This window comes from Streptosporangium sp. NPDC023825, assembly GCF_040639575.1.
In the GTDB taxonomy this organism is placed as follows: domain Bacteria; phylum Actinomycetota; class Actinomycetes; order Streptosporangiales; family Streptosporangiaceae; genus Streptosporangium.
Genome location: NZ_JBFAAE010000010.1, coordinates 62,301 through 78,890 on the forward strand (window position 1 = coordinate 62,301; position 16,590 = coordinate 78,890).

General features: G+C 71.0%; 13 protein-coding genes, 1 tRNA gene and 1 other RNA gene. 4 read left to right on the top strand and 11 right to left on the bottom strand.

From position 1 onward, the window contains the following. Positions 1–22: 22 nt before the first annotated feature. Positions 23–169, top strand: a complete 147-nt coding sequence (locus AB0G15_RS12045) for a hypothetical protein (protein ID WP_362837910.1) — start codon at positions 23–25, stop codon at positions 167–169. A gap of 99 nt (positions 170–268) precedes the next feature. Here the strand turns inward: AB0G15_RS12045 and AB0G15_RS12050 are convergent, their stop codons facing one another. After that, positions 269–1,036 carry a hypothetical protein gene (locus AB0G15_RS12050; RefSeq protein ID WP_362837912.1) on the bottom strand — a complete coding sequence of 256 codons (768 nt, stop codon included), beginning with the start codon at positions 1,034–1,036 and terminating at the stop codon, positions 269–271. An 81-nt stretch (positions 1,037–1,117) separates the two neighbouring features. Beyond that, a complete protein-coding gene (locus tag AB0G15_RS12055; RefSeq protein ID WP_362837914.1) occupies positions 1,118–1,792 on the bottom strand; it encodes a TetR family transcriptional regulator in 675 nt (224 codons plus the stop codon). Between the two features lie 595 nt (positions 1,793–2,387). Here AB0G15_RS12055 and AB0G15_RS12060 point away from each other — a divergent pair. After that, positions 2,388–3,251 (top strand): hypothetical protein, encoded by an 864-nt coding sequence (locus AB0G15_RS12060; protein ID WP_362837916.1) that lies wholly within the window; start codon positions 2,388–2,390, stop codon positions 3,249–3,251. A gap of 275 nt (positions 3,252–3,526) precedes the next feature. Here the strand turns inward: AB0G15_RS12060 and AB0G15_RS12065 are convergent, their stop codons facing one another. The 5 genes from AB0G15_RS12065 to AB0G15_RS12085 form a co-directional block, all read right to left on the bottom strand. Continuing rightward, entirely contained in the window at positions 3,527–4,594 is a 1,068-nt protein-coding gene (locus AB0G15_RS12065) for an aspartate-semialdehyde dehydrogenase (protein WP_362837918.1), read from the bottom strand. Next, entirely contained in the window at positions 4,591–5,865 is a 1,275-nt protein-coding gene (locus AB0G15_RS12070; protein WP_362688044.1) for an aspartate kinase, read from the bottom strand. The genes AB0G15_RS12065 and AB0G15_RS12070 overlap by 4 nt, the downstream gene beginning before the upstream one ends. Positions 5,866–5,955: 90 nt before the next feature. Next, positions 5,956–6,489 (bottom strand): DUF5063 domain-containing protein, encoded by a 534-nt coding sequence (locus tag AB0G15_RS12075; RefSeq protein WP_362688047.1) that lies wholly within the window; start codon positions 6,487–6,489, stop codon positions 5,956–5,958. Beyond that, positions 6,482–7,081: a recombination mediator RecR gene (gene recR / locus AB0G15_RS12080; RefSeq protein ID WP_362688050.1), complete on the bottom strand. Its 600-nt coding sequence runs from the start codon at positions 7,079–7,081 to the stop codon at positions 6,482–6,484. Before recR ends, AB0G15_RS12075 begins: the two co-directional genes overlap by 8 nt. A gap of 3 nt (positions 7,082–7,084) precedes the next feature. Further along, positions 7,085–7,438 (bottom strand): YbaB/EbfC family nucleoid-associated protein, encoded by a 354-nt coding sequence (locus tag AB0G15_RS12085; protein WP_329087916.1) that lies wholly within the window; start codon positions 7,436–7,438, stop codon positions 7,085–7,087. A 328-nt stretch (positions 7,439–7,766) separates the two neighbouring features. Between AB0G15_RS12085 and AB0G15_RS12090 the strand changes: the two genes are divergently transcribed. Then, positions 7,767–9,248 (top strand): GAF domain-containing protein, encoded by a 1,482-nt coding sequence (locus AB0G15_RS12090; RefSeq protein WP_362837920.1) that lies wholly within the window; start codon positions 7,767–7,769, stop codon positions 9,246–9,248. Between the two features lie 98 nt (positions 9,249–9,346). On the opposite strand, the gene AB0G15_RS12095 is transcribed toward AB0G15_RS12090, so the two are convergent. Beyond that, positions 9,347–11,560, bottom strand: coding sequence for a DNA polymerase III subunit gamma and tau (locus tag AB0G15_RS12095; protein ID WP_362837922.1), 2,214 nt, complete (start codon positions 11,558–11,560; stop codon positions 9,347–9,349). 30 nt (positions 11,561–11,590) lie between these two features. Further along, positions 11,591–11,686, bottom strand: an RNA gene (ffs, locus tag AB0G15_RS12100) — signal recognition particle sRNA small type. A gap of 108 nt (positions 11,687–11,794) precedes the next feature. On the opposite strand from ffs, the gene AB0G15_RS12105 reads away from it, so the two are divergent. Further along, positions 11,795–11,883, top strand: a tRNA-Ser gene (locus AB0G15_RS12105). 139 nt (positions 11,884–12,022) lie between these two features. On the opposite strand, the gene AB0G15_RS12110 is transcribed toward AB0G15_RS12105, so the two are convergent. Both AB0G15_RS12110 and AB0G15_RS12115 read right to left on the bottom strand, forming a co-directional pair. Then, the gene (locus AB0G15_RS12110; RefSeq protein WP_362837924.1) at positions 12,023–13,141 is read right to left on the bottom strand and encodes an L-dopachrome tautomerase-related protein; all 1,119 of its coding nucleotides are present in this window, start codon (positions 13,139–13,141) and stop codon (positions 12,023–12,025) included. A 592-nt stretch (positions 13,142–13,733) separates the two neighbouring features. Further along, positions 13,734–16,583 (bottom strand): tetratricopeptide repeat protein, encoded by a 2,850-nt coding sequence (locus tag AB0G15_RS12115; RefSeq protein WP_362837926.1) that lies wholly within the window; start codon positions 16,581–16,583, stop codon positions 13,734–13,736. Positions 16,584–16,590 lie beyond the last annotated feature (7 nt).

A 16,590-nucleotide genomic window follows, 5' to 3' on the forward strand; every position in this document is an offset into this window, starting at 1 on the left:
GCCCAAGGCGACGCCCTCCGGCGTGCCCCCTCTCCTTCGGCAGCGGCTGGTGCTCGATCGCTACGCCGAGCGGCGCAAGGGCACCGACAGAAAGCTGGTCCTCCTGGTGATGTTCACCGGTGTGATCTCGGTCGCCGCGGTCACCGCCCTCAACCGCAGGGGCCGATGATCCGGGCGGCACGGACGGCGAAGCCCGCCGGTGGGACATCCACCGGCGGGCTTCCGGGCCGCCCCGCGCGCCAGACCGCGGCCCGATCGCCGAGGAGGGCTACGGCTGGGCGGGGAAGTGGCCGTCGATCTGGTCGTACTGCCGCTGCGCGGCCTTGAACGCGTCGGGCTCGACGGCGCCGAGCCCGCTGAACGGATGGCTGATCAGGATGATGAAGCAGATGCCGACGACGACCACCCCCGCCCGGACCACGTCCGCGATGATCGACGAGGTCGTGGGCCGCACCCCGAGCGTCCAGGGCAGCGCGATCACCAGCAGTCCGGAGATGATCATCAAGATCACGAAGGTGCTCTCCAGGCCGGTGCCCGCGTCGTCAGCCCGCACGATGCGGGCGTGGGAGACCTCGGAGATCCGGTCGAGCGCGGCCTGCTGGAGGTTCTTGCTGTCGTCGCCGAGCGGGCGGAGCCTGAGCACCGTGGCCCGCATGTCCGCGAGGGTCTGACCGGGGAGCGGGGACATCTCGCGCCCGGCCATGAGCGGCCAGTCGAGGTCGATGGTCTGCGCGGTGTACTGCCGGATCTGGGAGCGGACGGGTGCCGCCTCGGGGATGGGCGCGACCGACCAGTACATCTCGGTGAGGCTCTCGGCCTCGGCCTGGACGTCGGCGTCCGACACCGAGAGCCCGTCCCGGCACAGGACCGCGGCGTAGGCCAGCACCAGCAGGTAGACGGCGAGGGCGAGATTGGCGGAGAAGTCGACGGACGACGAGACATGCTCGCCGTCCTCCCGCCCCTTCCTTCTGAGGACGCGGAACGCGATCAACATGATCGCGACGGACACCACCACCAGCACGGCTACCCAACCCATGGGACTCCCTCGAAACCGTCATCGAATCAACTACACAGGGTAATCAGATCGATACGGTTGTTCATGGGGTTCCGCCGGGATTCACTCGCGAAGTTCGTGAATCCCCGCGATGAAGTCACGGGCGACCCCGCGCAGGCCGGGCAGGTGTGAGAGCCCCACCAGGCGGTCCACCAGCGGCACGGTGAGGTCGATGAACCGGTGCGTCCTGCGGCATCCCTCCGACTCGTCGTGCACCCAGAACAGGACGACGCCCATGGACATCAGCCAGAGCAGCTCGGGCAGCTCGGCGCGCAGCTCGCTGTCCATGCGGTCGGAGGACCCCTCCACGACCCGCCGGTAGATCGCGATCGACGCCTCCCTGGAGGGCGAGGACTCGGCGCTGAACGGGTTGAGCGGGTTGTTCGGCTCGGCCGCGTGCTTGAAGAACTTCACCGCGAACTCGTGGTACGGCTCGGAGACCCGCACCCACTCCCGCAACACCCCCGCCAGCCGCGCGGCGAACCGGTGCTCGGTGGCCAGCAGCTTCTCGCACGCCGCCTCGTGCTCGGCCTGGGCCCGGTCGTAGTACGCCTGGACCAGGATCTCCTTCGAGGCGAAGTAGTAGTAGGCGTTGCCCACCGACACCCCGGCCTCGGCGGCGATGGCCCGCATGGTGGTCGCCTCGTACCCACGCTCGCGAAAAAGCCGCAGGGCCGTCTCCACGATGACCTCACGGGTCTTGTCCGATCCACGGGTTCTCGGGGGCGGCTCGGTCATCGGGTGCTCGTTACCTGTCGATCGAAGCTGGGAGAACGGGCTCATCTGGTCTTTCTCCACTGAACGAACCCTAGATCATCCGTCCCGCACCACCGGGGATGAGCCTCAGTGAACGACCCTAAGCGCGCCACATTGCCCTCGCCACTCATATCCGTGATTGCTCCACCACTCTTGATGCCGCCCTGCCCCGCGCCGTCCGCCAAGGACGTGACGATAGTGCCGTACGCGGCGAATACCGACATGTCGCCTATCTCAGTAACTGCCGTCTCAGCAGGTCATCGAGCCGCCCGATCATTCCCACTACCGGGCAAAAATCACTCTTCGTGAGGGATCATCCGGGTTCGGGGGTGGGATTGATCCTTTTGGCGGAAGGGCTCCCACGACAAGGGATACATAAATGGGGACATGTCCCTGTAGACAGCGGGCTGCCCGGTTTACCGCCGGAGCACTGCTCGCTCTGCAGCTATCTTTCATCGCATCGGCCCCGCACCACAGCGCGACCGCGGAAAGCGGGAACGCGTCGGCCGGCGCCGCGATCGTGAGCCGGCCCGTCGCGGCCGGCCCGGCGGAAGGACGCCGGTCCACGATCATCGGAGTGTACGACATCGGCACCCTGGAAACCGCCGGGCGCCGCATGCGGGAGCTGTGTCACCCGGCGGCCGCCCAGCCGGGCCGGGAGAGCGCGGTTCCTCTCCGGCCGGAGGACGCCGCTCCCGCGGACACGCCGCCGCGGCCCGCCAAGACCACCGAGACCACCACGACCGCCGCGCGAACACGGACCGCCGCCCTGGCGGGCGCACACCGTGAACAGGCGACCCCCCGACCGCCTGAGACCACCGCGCGAACGCGGACCGCCGCCCTGGCGGGCGCACCCCGCAGACCGGCGGCCCCCCGGATCCCGCAGACCACCCCCCAGACCCCCGGGAAGGCACGGGCGTTCCAGGCCCAGGGAAGCGTGCAGGCCCCTCCGGCCGCCGTCACCTCGGGGAAGAAGGCTCCCGCCGCCCTCGAAAAGCCGGCCGAGGCCCACCCTCCCCAGGCGCAGCAGGCCCGGCAGCCCACGCGGCTCCAGCAGACGGACGCCAAGCGGCTCCTGCGGGCGGCGGGCCTGCGCTGGACCTCCTCGGGTAAATGCGCGAACCGCCAGGGGCGGAACTGCACCTCGCTGGAGGCCGTGCGATCCGAGACCGTCTCCAGCGCCATCGAGCTGAAGCGGCGCAGCGGCTGTCCCCTCGTCGTCACCGGCGGCACCGAGGTGGGCCACGCCCCCGGGCCCTACAGCCACTACGCGGGCTACAAGCTGGACATAAAGCCCAACGCATGCATCAACCGCTACATCACGAAGAACTATCCGTCGCAGGGGGTACGAGGGGACGGAGCCCGCCTGTACGGCCAGTCGGCGACGTCGGGCCCCCTCTTCGCCCGCGAGGCGGACCACTGGGACATCCTCTTCCGCTGACCCGGCGGATCACCGGCCACGCGAGGGCACGGGCCCTCGATCCGTGATCAGGTGAGATCGCCGGTCCTCGGTCCGGGAGCGCACGGGATCACCGATCCTCGATCCCACGGCCACGCGGGATCGCCGCTCCTCGACGTGCCCGTCCCCGGCCTTCTCACCGGCGCGTGGATCCCACCGCCCCGGCTTTCACGCCCCCGCGACCGCGAGGGCCGTACGGCGGCGTGGCGTCATCGGACACCACGCCGCCGTACGGCCCTGGAGAAACCCCGGAGAGACTACGCGAACTCGGCCGCGACCAGTTCGGCGATCTCCGCCGCGTTCAGGGCCGCGCCCTTGCGGAGGTTGTCACCGCAGACGAACAGGTCGAGGGTGTTGGGGAAGTCGAGCGCCTGGCGGACCCGGCCCACGTAGGTGGGGTCGGTTCCGACGACGTCCGCCGGGGTCGGGAAGACGCCGTTGGCCGGGTCGTCCATGACGACCACGGTCGGAGCGGCCTCGAGAATCCGGTGGGCGTCGGCGACGGTGATCTCACGCTCGAAGGTCGCGTGCACGGCCAGCGAGTGGGTGGTGATCACCGGGACGCGGACGCAGGTCGCGGAGACCTTGAGGTCGCCGATCCCGAGGATCTTCCGCGACTCGTTGCGGAGCTTGATCTCCTCGGAGGCCCAGCCGCCGTCCTTGAGCGAACCCGCCCACGGCACGACGTTGAACGCCACCGGCGCGGGGAACGGCGACTCCTCGTCCCCGAGCTTGTTCTGCAGGACCTTGCGCACGTCACCGGCGGTCTGCCCGACCGTACGGTCACCCGCCAGGGCCTCGACCTCGTCGTAGAGGCGGGCCGGGCCCGCCACGCCCGCGCCGGAGACCGCCTGGTACGAGGCGACCACCAGCTCGCGCAGGCCGTACTCCTGGTGCAGGGCGCCCATCGCGGCCATCATCGACAGGGTCGTGCAGTTGGGGGTGGAGATGATCCCCAGCGGCCTGGTGCGCGCGTCCTGCGGGTTGACCTCCGGCACGACCAGCGGAACCTCGGGGTTCATCCGGAAGGTGCCCGACTTGTCGATGACGACGGCACCGCGCTCGGCGGCGATCGGCACCCAGGTCGCGGAGACCTCGTCCGGCACGTCGAAGATCGCGATGTCGACGCCGTCGAAGACCTCGGGGGTCAGCTCCTGGACGACGAGGTCCTCGCCGCGAACCCGCAGGACCTTTCCGGCCGAGCGGGCGGACGCGACGAGCTTGATGTCGCCGTAGACGTCCTCGCGGTTGGAGATGATGTCGCGCATGACGGTGCCGACGGCACCGGTCGCGCCGATCAGGGCAAGGGTGGGCTTGCGGCTCATCGCCCGCTACCTCCGTAGATCACGGCTTCAACCTGGTCCGCGTCGAGATCGAACGCGCGGTGCGCGGCGCTGACCGCCGTGTCCACCTCGTCCTGCCCGACGATCACCGAGATGCGGATCTCCGAGGTGGAGATCATCTCGATGTTCACCCCCGCGTCGGCGAGGGCGGCGAAGAACGTCGCGGTGACGCCGGGGTGCGAGCGCATGCCCGCCCCGATCAGCGAGATCTTGCCGATCTGGTCGTCGAAGAGCAGCGACTCGAAGCCGATGCGCTCCTGGATCTTCTTCAGCGCGGTGAGCGCGGCCGAGGCGTCACTCGTGGGCAGCGTGAAGGAGATGTCCGTCCGGCCGGTCGTCGCCGCCGACACGTTCTGCACGATCATGTCGATGTTGATCTCGGCGTCGGCGAGCGTTTTGAAGATCGTCGCAGCCTCACCGACCTTGTCGGGCACCCCGACAACGGTGATCTTGGCCTCGCTCCGGTCGTGCGCGACGCCGGAGATGATCGGCTGCTCCATCTCTGTTCCTTCGCTGTCGGGGTCGGAGACGACCCACGTGCCTTCCTTGGTGCTGAACGAGCTTCTGACGTGGATCGGCAGGCTGAAACGGCGAGCGTACTCGACACAGCGCAGGTGCAGGATCTTCGCACCGCACGCCGCCATCTCCATCATCTCGTCGTACGAGATCTTGGGGATCTTGCGGGCGGCCGGGACGATGCGGGGGTCGGCGGTGAAGACGCCGTCCACGTCGGTGTAGATCTCGCACACGTCGGCGTTCAGGGCGGCGGCGAGCGCGACCGCCGTGGTGTCGGAGCCGCCCCTGCCGAGCGTGGTGATGTCCTTGGTGTCCTGCGAGACGCCCTGGAAACCGGCCACGATCGCGATCTGGCCGCCGTCGAGCGCCCCGCGGATCCGGCCGGGCGTCACGTCGATGATGCGCGCGCGGCCGTGCGAGGAGTCGGTGATCACGCCGGCCTGGGACCCGGTGAACGAGCGCGCCTCCTGGCCCAGGTTGGCGATCGCCATCGCCAGCAGCGCCATCGAGATGCGCTCACCCGAGGTGAGCAGCATGTCGAGCTCGCGGCCCGGTGGAAGCGGCGAGACCTGCTGGGCGAGGTCGAGCAGCTCGTCCGTCGTGTCGCCCATGGCCGAGACGATCACCACGACGTCGTTGCCGGCTTTTTTCGTCGCGACGATCCGCTGCGCGACCCGCTTGATGCAGGACGCGTCGGCGACGGACGAACCACCATACTTCTGAACAACGAGCGCCACGAGATGTCTCCGAAGCAATCTAGGGCTGTGGAGCTCACAGTCTACTGGCGCCCTCGCTGAGGCCTTCTGATCAAACCAGTATGTGGACGATCACACCGTTGTGCGCTCCTCGGCGACATCGAGTCGCGTGTGGGCGACAAGCGCCTGAAGTGCCCGCATCGCCGCTCCGGCGTGGTTGCCCCAGGTGTTGAAGTAGGAGTACTGCCACCACCAGAGCGCCTCCAGGGGGCGCCCCGCCCTGTGGTGCCGCAGGCCGTGCAGGAGGTCGGCGGCCACCGCCGTCAGGTCGTCCGACAGGCGGTACGGGGTGACCCCGGTGTCCTTGTAGGGGTCGAAGACCTCGGCGTAGTCGTCGACCGGCCCCAGCCGCTCGGCGAGGGCCGTACGGACGACGTCGACGTCCGGGTCCTCGCCCAGGTGCGGCTCCCAGTTGCCCGACAGGATCACGTCCTGGCTCGCGCCGAGCTGCGCACCGGCCGAGCTGACCTGCGCGACCTCCACCAGCAGCAGCGGCAGGATGGCGTCGCCGCCCTCACCGCCCGCCAGGCGGGTCAGGCCGTCGATGTAGTTCTTGGCGTGCTCCGCGATCCGTTCCGCGAGAGCGCTCCACGCATCGTCAGACATCAAGGAGCCTTCTTCCTTCGAACGCGCGGCCCAAGGTGACCTCGTCCGCGTACTCGAGGTCACCGCCTACCGGCAGACCGCTGGCCAGTCGTGTCACTTTCAGTCCCATCGGCTTGACCAGACGGGCGAGATAGGTCGCCGTCGCCTCCCCTTCGAGGTTGGGGTCGGTGGCGAGGATCAGCTCGGTGACCTGACCGTCGGCCAGGCGGGTCATGAGCTCCCGGATGTTCAGGTCGTCGGGGCCGACGCCGTCGATCGGGCTGATCGCCCCGCCGAGGACGTGGTACCGGCCCCGGAACTCGCGGGTCTTCTCGATGGCCACGACGTCCTTCGACTCCTCGACGACGCAGATCACGTGGAGATCGCGCCTGGTGTCGCGGCAGATCCGGCACTCCTCCTCCGCGGCGACGTTGCCGCAGACCCGGCAGAAGCGGACCTTCTCCTTGACCTCCAGCAGAGCGTGCGCGAGCCGCTTCACATCGGCCGGCTCCGCGGCCAGCAGGTGGAACGCGATGCGCTGCGCGCTCTTGGGACCGACTCCGGGAAGCATCCCCAGCTCGTCGATCAGGTTCTGGACGACCCCTTCGTACATGACCTAGAACCCGGGAAGCTGGCCGAGCCCGCCCCCGCCGCCCAGCCCCTGCGCGAGGGGACCGAGCTTCTCCTGCTGCAGGTCGGCGGCGGCGCGCACGGCGTCGCGGATGGCGGCGATGACCAGGTCGGCGATGGTGTCGGCCGTCTCCTGGGGATCGCCGGGGTCCACGGCCTCGGGACTGATCTTGAGTTCGAGCAGCTCGCCCCCGCCGTTGACCGTGGCCACGACAAGTCCGCCGCCCGCGGAGCCCTCGACTTCCGCGTCGTTCAGCTCCTGCTGGGCGCTCACGAGCTGCTGCTGCATGAGCTGTGCCTGCTCCAGCAGCTGCTGCAGGTTGACATCCCCTGGGTTCACCGTCGTTGTGCTCCTCGTCCGTGACATCGGTCGTCACGAGCCTACGGGGTTCGGGCCGGGTGTTGTACTGCAGCGAGCACGCGTTCCCCCAGTATGGGGATTAAACCCCCGTCGGGCCCCGGGCCCCCCTCCAGACGTCCGAGACCCGACGCGACACGCGCCGGAGCGGCCGCACACGACAGCGTGTCATCGGAAGGTAGCCCTCCGAAGGTTGCACACACGTTGCGATCGTTCACTCACCCTTCGCACACCCTCTTTGGCCGAACGGGTTGCGGGCGGGGTCTCGACCGTTGATGCTTCGGCCATCGGCTCTATTCCGGGGGGATATGTGCGCGACAGCCACCGGGGAGCTGTCCAGACGGCCGGTCTCGACTCCTACTCCTCACGACTGCGGCGCCTGCACGAGGCGCTGATCAGGGGCGAGCGGCCGACGGGCGAGGGACCCAGGAGCGTGATCTCCGCGTCGTGGCGGCGGTCCCTGGACGCCGGGGTCGACCCCGACGCCAGGTCGGCCCCCCTCGCCTTCGAGGGCGAGGACATCCGCGAGATCCGCTCGGCGCACCCGATGAGCAGGCTTCTGCCGATCATCACCGGGACCCTCCTGGAGGCCGTCGACGCGGACGACCAGATCCTGCTCGTCACCGACGCCCGCGGCAGGGTGCTCTGGCGCGACGGCAACCACCGGACGATGGAGAGCGCCGACGAGGTGGGGCTGGCCGACGGCTTCGACTGGAGCGAGGGCGCGTTCGGGACCAACGGCCCGGGCACCGCGCTCGCCACCCGGCGGCCCCTGCACGTCTTCTCCGCCGAACACCTGGTCAGGGCGCTCCACTTCTGGTCGTGCTCCGCCGCGCCGATCGTCGACCCCGACAGCGGCGACCTGCTGGGCTGTGTCGACATCAGCGGCAGGACGCGCTCCATGCACCCGGCGAGCGTCGCCCTCGTCGAGGCAGCGGCCCGGCTGGCGGAGAGCCACCTCACGCTGCGCATGCTCGAACGCGACGAGCGGCTCAGACGCCGTCACGGGCGGCACCTGAGCGCGCTGCGCGGCGAGCCGGGCGCCCTGGTCACCGCGACCGGGCGGATCATCGCCGGTGACGACACACGCCAGTGGGCTCCGCGCATACGTCTGCCGGAGGCGGGCGACCGGGTGATCCTGCCCGACGGGCGGAGCGCCTTCCTGGAGGTCCTCGACGACGACGGCTTCCTGCTCCGCCTCGCGGGCCCGGCCAGGAGGCCGGTGCTCGCCCTGTCCTTCCTCGGCGCCGAGCACCCCTCTGCGCACCTCGACGGGGTCCGCCTGGCGCTCTCCCTGCGCCACGCCGAGATCCTCGCGATGCTCGCCCTCAACCCCCGCGGGATGACCGCCGCCCAGCTCTCCTTCCACCTGTACGGCGACGCGGGGAACCCGGTGACCATCCGCGCCGAGATCCACCGCCTCCGCACCCAGCTCGGCCGTACGATCGCCGCCAAGCCGTACCGCCTGGCCTGCGTGGTGGAGGCCGACTTCCTGGAGCTCAAGCGGCTGCTCGCGGGCGACGGGGCCGCCCCGGTCGCCCGCGCCTACCGCGGTCCGCTGCTGCCCCGCTCCGAGGCGCCCGCCCTGCGCCTCGAACGCGAGGAGCTCGAGGGGCAGGTGCGGGCCCGGCTGCTGCTGCGGGGAAGTCCCGAGGACCTGTGGGCCTACGCGGAGACCGAGCACGGCAGGAACGACATCCAGATCCTCGAACGCCTCGTCACGGCGCTGCCCCGCCACGACCACCGCGCGGTGGCCGCCCGGATCCGCCTCAGCGGCGTCGACCTGCCCTGAGCCGGCCGTCCCGGCGGGCCCGCGCCTCGCCGGGCGCGGCCTCGCCGGATGGCGCCCTGTCAGGCGAGGTCTTTTCAGGTGTCAGGTGGTGCCGGCCGTCAGGTGTGGTCGATCTCGCCGATGACCTGGCCGCCCAGCTCCCGCTGGAGGAGGGCCATGCCGGTGAGCGCGTCGACGTCGGCGTCCGCGTCGTTGAGCGGGTCGACCTCGTCGGTGTCGGAAGTGGTGCCGCGGGCGGGGATCGCGTCAGGCCAGGCCGCCGCCTTGGCGCCGGTCTTGACCGCGGCCTTGGGCCCGGCCTGGGCCGCCGCCCTGGCCGCCGAGCGGGCCGCGGCCAGACCGGGGCTCGGCATGGAGCTCGGCGGGGGAGGCGAGCCGGGGTCCTCCGGCAGGGGGGCGTCCGGCCAGGACTCGTCCGTCGCGGGCGGCGCCTGCCTGGGCGTGGCCTCCCTCGAGTCCGCGGGCGCGGGCGACGGCCCGGGGGCGGGCGCCTGGGGCGGAGACTGCGGGGCCTGTGCCTGCGGGGCCTGGTTCTGGGGCGCGGGGTGCTGGGGAGCCGGGGGCTGCCTCGGAGCCGGAGGGCGGCTCCCGCCCGAGGGAGCGGGCCCGCCGCCGACGACGGCCTCGACCTTCCAGGTGCCGCCCAGGACCTCCTGCAGCACCGCAGCGACGACCGCGTCCTTGCCGCCGCCGGTGAAGTTCTTCATCGCGCCGACCTGGGCGAACCCGAGGGTGACGATCTTGCCTTCGACCCCGACGACCTGGGCGTTGGTGTTGACGTTGGCCCACACGACGATGCTGCGCCGCTTGAGCGCCGCGAGCACCTGGGGCCACGCCTGCTGCACGGCCCCGGCACCCGAACCGGACGCCGGCGCCGTGTCGACCGGCGTGGACGTGCCGGGAGCCTGCTGGACCGGGGCCGGCGCCCGCTGTCCCTGGGCCGGTGCGCCGGGCCTGACCGCCACGGGCCAGTCGTCGCCCTGGCCGCCGGACCGCTCGGCGGGCGCGGCAGGCACGGCGGGCGCGACGGCGGGTGCCTCCGCCTGCGGCGGGGGGGCCGCGTGCGCCGCGGGCGTAGGAGCGGGAGCCTGGTGCGGGAGGGACGCGGGAGCGGGAGCCTGCTGTGGGAGGGAAGCGGGAGCGGGAGCCGCGACGACTCCCCCCCTCTCCAGCCGCTCCAGGCGGGTGAGCAGCGCCGCCTCACCCTGGGCGGCGCCGGGAAGGAGGATCCTGGCGCACATCAGTTCGAGCAGCAGCCGGGGCGAGGCCGCCCCGCGCATCTCGATCAGGCCGGCGTTGAGGATCTCCGCCGCGCGGGTCAGCTCGGCCGGGCCCATCGAGGCCGCCTGGACCTGGAGCCGTTCCAGCTCGTCGCCGGGCCTGTCGAGCAACCCGCTGGTGGCCGCCTCCGGCACGTTGGCCAGGATCACCAGGTCGCGGAAGCGCTCCAGCAGGTCCATCGCGAACCGCCGCGGGTCGTGACCGCCCTCGATCACCCGGTTCACAACCTGGAACACCAGCGCCCCGTCACGACCGGCGAAGGCCGCGACCACGTCGTCGAGCAGGTCCCCGTCGGTGTAGCCGAGAAGGGAGACCGCGCGGGCGTACGTGATGCCCGCCTCGTCGGAACCGGCGAACAGCTGGTCGAGGATCGACAGCGAGTCGCGGGCCGAACCCGCGCCCGCCCGGACCACCAGCGGGAGCGCGGCGGGTTCGAACGGGACCTTCTCCGAGGTGAGGATCTCCTCCATGAGCGCGCGCAGCGCGGCCGGGGGGATCAGCCGGAACGGGTAGTGGTGGGTCCGGGACTTGATCGTCCCGATGACCTTCTCCGGCTCGGTCGTCGCGAAGACGAACTTCAGGTGCGGGGGAGGCTCCTCGACGAGCTTGAGCAGCGCGTTGAAACCCTCGCGGGTCACCATGTGCGCCTCGTCGATGATGTAGATCTTGAAGCGCGACGACACCGGCGCGAAGAAGGCCCGCTCACGCAGGTCGCGGGCGTCGTCCACGCCACCGTGCGAGGCGGCGTCGATCTCGATGACGTCGAGGTGGCCGGGGCCGGTGGGCGCCAGCGCCACACAGGACTCGCACTCCCCGCACGGGTCGGGGGTCGGGCCCTTCTCACAGTTCAGGGAGCGGGCCAGGATGCGCGCGCTGGACGTCTTGCCGCATCCCCTGGGTCCGCTGAACAGGTAGGCGTGGTTGATGCGCCCGCTGCGCAGCGCCTGGCGCAGCGGATCGGTGACGTGCTCCTGACCCTTGACCTCGGCGAAGGTCCCGGGCCGGTACTTGCGGTACAGCGCAAGACTCATGCGGCGATCCCACCTGCGAGGGGTCTCAAACGAAGAGACCCCTCGCACACCCGCCAGAGCCCGCTTATCCTTGCTGCCTTCCGGCCCTGGGGAGGTTCACAGGATGACGCCGCGCGAGGGGTCGGCCCCCAGTCTAGCCTCAGATCCGAGTGGTCGGTATCGGAAAAGATCAGGGTGTTCGGTGTCGGAAATTAATGGTCCGTGCCGCTCTGAAAGTTGGGTAAGCTTCTCCACGGAGGATTCGCCTAGTTGGCCTAGGGCGCACGCTTGGAAAGCGTGTTGGGGGCAACCCCTCAGGAGTTCGAATCTCCTATCCTCCGCCAGCCGTAACACGAAAGCCCGCTCCGTCTCGGAGCGGGCTTTCGTGCGTCCGGGTCTCAGTTGGCCTGTTCGGAGGGGTTCTCTTCCCCGTCCGTCGGGTTGGCCGGGTCCGGCCCAGGAGGCGGTACGCATGGTCATCGTTCAGAGCAGCCGGACGGAGCCGGCGTCGATCGGTGTGCGAAACAGCGCGTAGGGGTAGCGGCGCAGGTCTTGCCCGTTCTGGTAAGCCGCCTGCCGATGGAGCTGATTGGAGGTGACGTAAAGATGACTCTGGGTGACCGACATGGTGTCGGGCCACAGCAGTCTCGGGTCGTGCACGAAAGTCTCGAAGGTTCCGTCCGGGAGGCGGCGCATGATGGCGTTGTGCTCCCAGTTCGTGATGTAGACGCGTCCGGCGTCGTCGGTTTCCAGGCCGTCGGCCGAGCCGCCCTTGTCTCCTTCGTCCGTGACTGTGACCGCCACCTCCTCCTCGCTGACCGAGCGGTCGGCCAGGGCGTCAGCCGACACGCTGTACAGGTGCCGCGACATGAGCGGGCAGTAGAACAGCCGTTTGCCGTCGGACGAGATGGCAATGCCGTCGGCGCCCATCAGGACCGGTTTGGGCGGGCCGTCCTTCGGGCGTTCCATGAAGACGCGACCCTCGACGATCGGCAGGTAGCCGGGCGGCCTTTCCGCCTTGGTGGTGGGGTGATCGTCCAGTCGCCGCCAGGCCTGTCCGGTCGCCAGGTCCACCACGACGACGGCGTTGGGACCGTTGCCGGAGGAGTCGGTGATGTAGGCGACGCCCTCGGTCGCCTTGCGCAGGTCGAAGCGGACGTCGTTGAGATAGGAGGTGCTCAGCGCCACGTCGGGTTCGAAGGCGATGACCCGAACCACGGTGTCGCTCCGCAGGTCCACGCAGACCAGCTTGGGGCCGCCCGGTTCTGTCGGCTTGAACAGCGGACTGCCGGTGTCCAGGATCCACAGACGATCGGCTGGATCGACCACCACGCTCTGCACCGACACCAGCCGCTTGAACAGGTCGCCGGACCTGGCGTTCCATGCCCGGTCCGGGAACGGCACGGCCTTGCCGTCACGCAGCTCGGCCACGGTGGCGGCGACGTCGTCGCCCCACAGGGGGTAGTTGATGAAGATCCGGCCGGCGTGCGACACGGTGACGCCGGTCGGCATGGGGCCTTCCTTGAAGGCGTGCACCAGCTCCAGCACACCGAGCGGCCGGTCGGTCTGCTCTCTGATGTTTTCGTGGTCGTTTGCCGTCATGACACCGTTCCCCTTACTCAGGATCAGTTGTGCTCCGCCACGGAGCGTCACGGAGGTCCTGGGGGCGACAGCGCGGCGCGGAAGGTGACCCACGCCTCTCGGGTGAGATGTGGATGACGGTCTCGCCCCTGACGTAAACCAAGATCCAGAGATACACGGAGGGCCTCCCCCTCCCTAGTAGGGATCACACAGGTTCGCAGCAGGTCATTGCACCCACCAGGCGAGGAAATGGCGATCCACTTCAGAACCGGCGGCCGCGGGTTCGAATCCCGTGGGTTCGAATCCCGCAGGTGCACGTCTCGCGAGCAGCGGAAAGACGGAGTTCACCCCGAAGCGCGGACACCGATTGTCATGCGGCAAAGGGCACTTCAGCGGACTGTCGCCCGTAGTCGATCGGGCTGAGACAGTTCAGGGTGCACGCTTGCCGTCGTGGCCCCGGGGCGTGATCGTGCACAGGCATACGACCTGGTACGCCGCGTCGAGGCCGCAAGCACAGCCGTGGTCGAGGACACGGCTGCTCTCCTCCGATTCGCTCTCAGCGCGTCCACAAAGGGCTCGGTTCGGGTCCCGGCCCCGGCCTGGAGAGGTGATCTCACCTCCGGTCGCGGCTGAGAGAGCCGTCGAGGTCGCGCAGCCTGGTGCGGACCCGTTCGGCGTCGGAGTGGCCGAGATCGTCGAAGATCGCCAGTGCCCGCTCCAGGGCGGCGCGGGCCTCCCGGGGACGGCCGTCCGCGAGATAGGTCGCGCTGAGCCGGGTGAGCGTGTCCGCCTCGCCGTAGCGGACTCCCAGCAGCCGGTACAAGTCCAGGGCGCGCCGGTAGCCGGCGACGGCCTGCTCGTGGTGGCCGAGGTGGTGGTGGGCGTACCCCAGGCTGTCCCAGGTGTCGGCCTGGCCGTAGTGGTCGTCGAGTTCCTCCAGGAGAACGAGGGCCTGACGGCAGTGGCCGAGGGCCTGCTCATGGTGGCCGAGCAGGGCGTGGTACCAGCCGACCGCGTTGAGCGCCGCGGCCTGCCCGGCCCGCCGGCCCGCCTTCCGGAACAGGGTGAGGGCCCGCTGGGCGTGGACGAGCGCGCCGCCGTACCTGGCCTGCTGCTCGAACACCCAGCTGAGCTGGCGGTGGGTGTGCGCCTGGTCGTCGCCGTCTCCGGTCTCGACGAACAGCGCCAGCGCCCGTTCGAGGTGGAGCCGCGCCTCCTCGTGGCGGCCCAGGTCGGCCTCGGCGCGGGCGAGCCCCCGGTGGGCGTGGGCCGTCCCTGCGGGGTCGCCGAGCCGCTGCGCGGTCCTCAGCGCGATGCGCTGCGCGGTCACCAGGTCGTGCCAGTGCCCGTGCCGGTCCATGAAGTGCTCCATGGTCCAGGCCAGCCGCCAGGCGTAGGCGCCGAACCCGGTGTCGGCGACCGACTCGAGGACGGCCAGCAGCGTGGGGTGCTCGGCGGTGAACCAGGCGGCCGCCTGCCCGTAGTCGGCGAGATCCTCGGGAAAGACCCCCGGCGCCGGGGCCGTCAGGGGGATCGGGTTCCGGTGCGGGGAGAACAACAGGGCCGCGCGGTGAGCGGTGTGCAGGTAGTGGTCCAGCAGGCGGCGGACCGCCGCGTGGCGCTCGCTCTCGGTCTCCTGGTCCCGGCTGCGCTCGGCGGCGTAGGAGCGGAGCAGGTCGTGGCAGCCGTAGCGGCCGGGGGCGTGCTCGACGAGGAGGTGGGCGCGGGTCAGCTCGTCGAGCATGAGGCGCGCCCGGTGGACGGGGACGGCGCCGAGCGCGGCGGCGGCCGGCACGCTGAGGTGAGGGCCGGGATGCAGCGCGACGAGGCGGAACAACCGGGCGGAGGGCGGGGTGAGCGCCCGGTACGACCAGGAGAAGACCGCGCCGACGTCGGGGCCGTCACCGCCGGTGAAGGCGTCGAGGCTGCCGTGGACCGCCCGCAGTTCGGCGGCGATGACGGCGAGCGGGAAGGCCGGCCGGCTCGCCGCCCGCGCGGCGGCGACCGACAGCGCGAGGGGCAGCCTGGCACACAGGTCGGTGATCTCCTGTACGGCGGCGGGTTCGGACGCCACCCGGTCCGCGCCGAGTCGCAGCGTGAGGAACTCCCGCGCCTCGGCGTCGGAGAGCAGGCCGAGAGTGAGCGAGCGGGCGCCTTCCGCGGCCACCAGGCCGGAGAACTGGTGGCGGCCGGTGACGACGACCAGGCAGCCGGGCGCGCCGGGAAGCAGGGGCCGTACCTGCTCGGTGTCGCGGGCGTTGTCCAGCAGGATCAGCATCCTCCGGTCGGCCAGCAGGCTGCGGTACAGCGCGGCCTGGTCGTCAAGGCGGGCGGGGACGTCCCGCGACGGGACGTACAGCGCCGCCAGGAACCCGCGGATCGCCTCGGTCGGGTCCAGGACCGTCCCGCCGGCGTCGAACCCTCGCAGGTTGACGTACAGCTGGCCGTCGGGGAACAGATGGGCGACCCGATGGGCCCAGTGCACCGCGAGGGTGGTCTTGCCGATCCCGGCCATCCCCTCGATCGCGATGATCGTCACGGCCGCCGCGAGCCGCGGCCCCTCCGGGAGCAGGGCGGACACCTGGGCGAGTTCCTCCCTCCGTCCGGCGAAGGCGGGCAGGTCGGCGGGGAGCTGGGCCGGGCGCGGCGGGCCCGCGATGACCGGCGCGGCCAAGGGCGCCTCGGACGCCGTCTGCCCGAGCACCTGCTCGTGGGCGGAGCTCAGCTCGGGGCCGGGGCTGATGCCCAGCTTCTCGGCCAGCCGCGAGTACGCGGCCCGGTAGGTGCCCAGTGCCTCGGCCCGGTGGCCGGTGGCCGCCAGGGCGAGCACCAGCCGGGCGTGGAGCGGCTCGTCGAAGGGGTTGAGTGCCGCGGCCTGCTGGAGCATCGGCACCAGCGGGGCCACCGGGCCGCCGCGCAGCACCGTGTCGGCCGCCTCTTTCAGCACGGCGAGGTGTTCCTGGTCCAGCGCCACGAAAACCGGGTGGGCCCGCACCTCGGCGGCGATCCCCTCGGCGACCGGTCTCCGCCACAGCTCCAGGGCGTCGACGAGCAGCCGCCCGGCCCGCGGCCCGTCGGGGCCTGCCTCCCTGGCCAGATCGACGAGGTGGCGGAACCGCAGGAGGTCGAGCGTGCCGGCGTCGACGTCCAGCCGGTAGCCGCCGCCGCTGCGTATCAGCCACCGGCCCACCGCCCTGCGCGGCAGGCCGGGTTCGAGCAGCCGCCGCAACGCGCCGACGTGCCGCTGGACCACGTTGACCGCGCTGTCCGGCGGGTCCTCGCCCCACAGGATGTCGACGATCTCGGCCAGGCCGACGGGGCGGCCGGCGCAGGCGAGCAGCACGGCCAGCAGCGCCCGCTGCCGGGGCGGTCCCAGGTCGAGCTCCGTATCCCCCCGCCAGCCCAGCACGGGTCCCAGGATCGCGAACCGCACGGGCTCACGCGCGGCCTCTGTGGGCGTCATCCCAGCT

Excerpts from the sequence above, each read along its gene's own strand:
- AB0G15_RS12055 (WP_362837914.1), bottom strand. The coding sequence starts at position 1,792 with ATGACCGAGCCGCCCCCGAGAACCCGTGGATCGGACAAGACCCGTGAG.
- recR (WP_362688050.1), bottom strand. The coding sequence starts at position 7,081 with ATGTACGAAGGGGTCGTCCAGAACCTGATCGACGAGCTGGGGATGCTT.
- AB0G15_RS12110 (WP_362837924.1), bottom strand. The coding sequence starts at position 13,141 with ATGACGGCAAACGACCACGAAAACATCAGAGAGCAGACCGACCGGCCG.
- AB0G15_RS12095 (WP_362837922.1), bottom strand. The coding sequence starts at position 11,560 with ATGAGTCTTGCGCTGTACCGCAAGTACCGGCCCGGGACCTTCGCCGAG.
- AB0G15_RS12050 (WP_362837912.1), bottom strand. The coding sequence starts at position 1,036 with ATGGGTTGGGTAGCCGTGCTGGTGGTGGTGTCCGTCGCGATCATGTTG.
- AB0G15_RS12075 (WP_362688047.1), bottom strand. The coding sequence starts at position 6,489 with ATGTCTGACGATGCGTGGAGCGCTCTCGCGGAACGGATCGCGGAGCAC.
- AB0G15_RS12065 (WP_362837918.1), bottom strand. The coding sequence starts at position 4,594 with ATGAGCCGCAAGCCCACCCTTGCCCTGATCGGCGCGACCGGTGCCGTC.
- AB0G15_RS12115 (WP_362837926.1), bottom strand. The coding sequence starts at position 16,583 with ATGACGCCCACAGAGGCCGCGCGTGAGCCCGTGCGGTTCGCGATCCTG.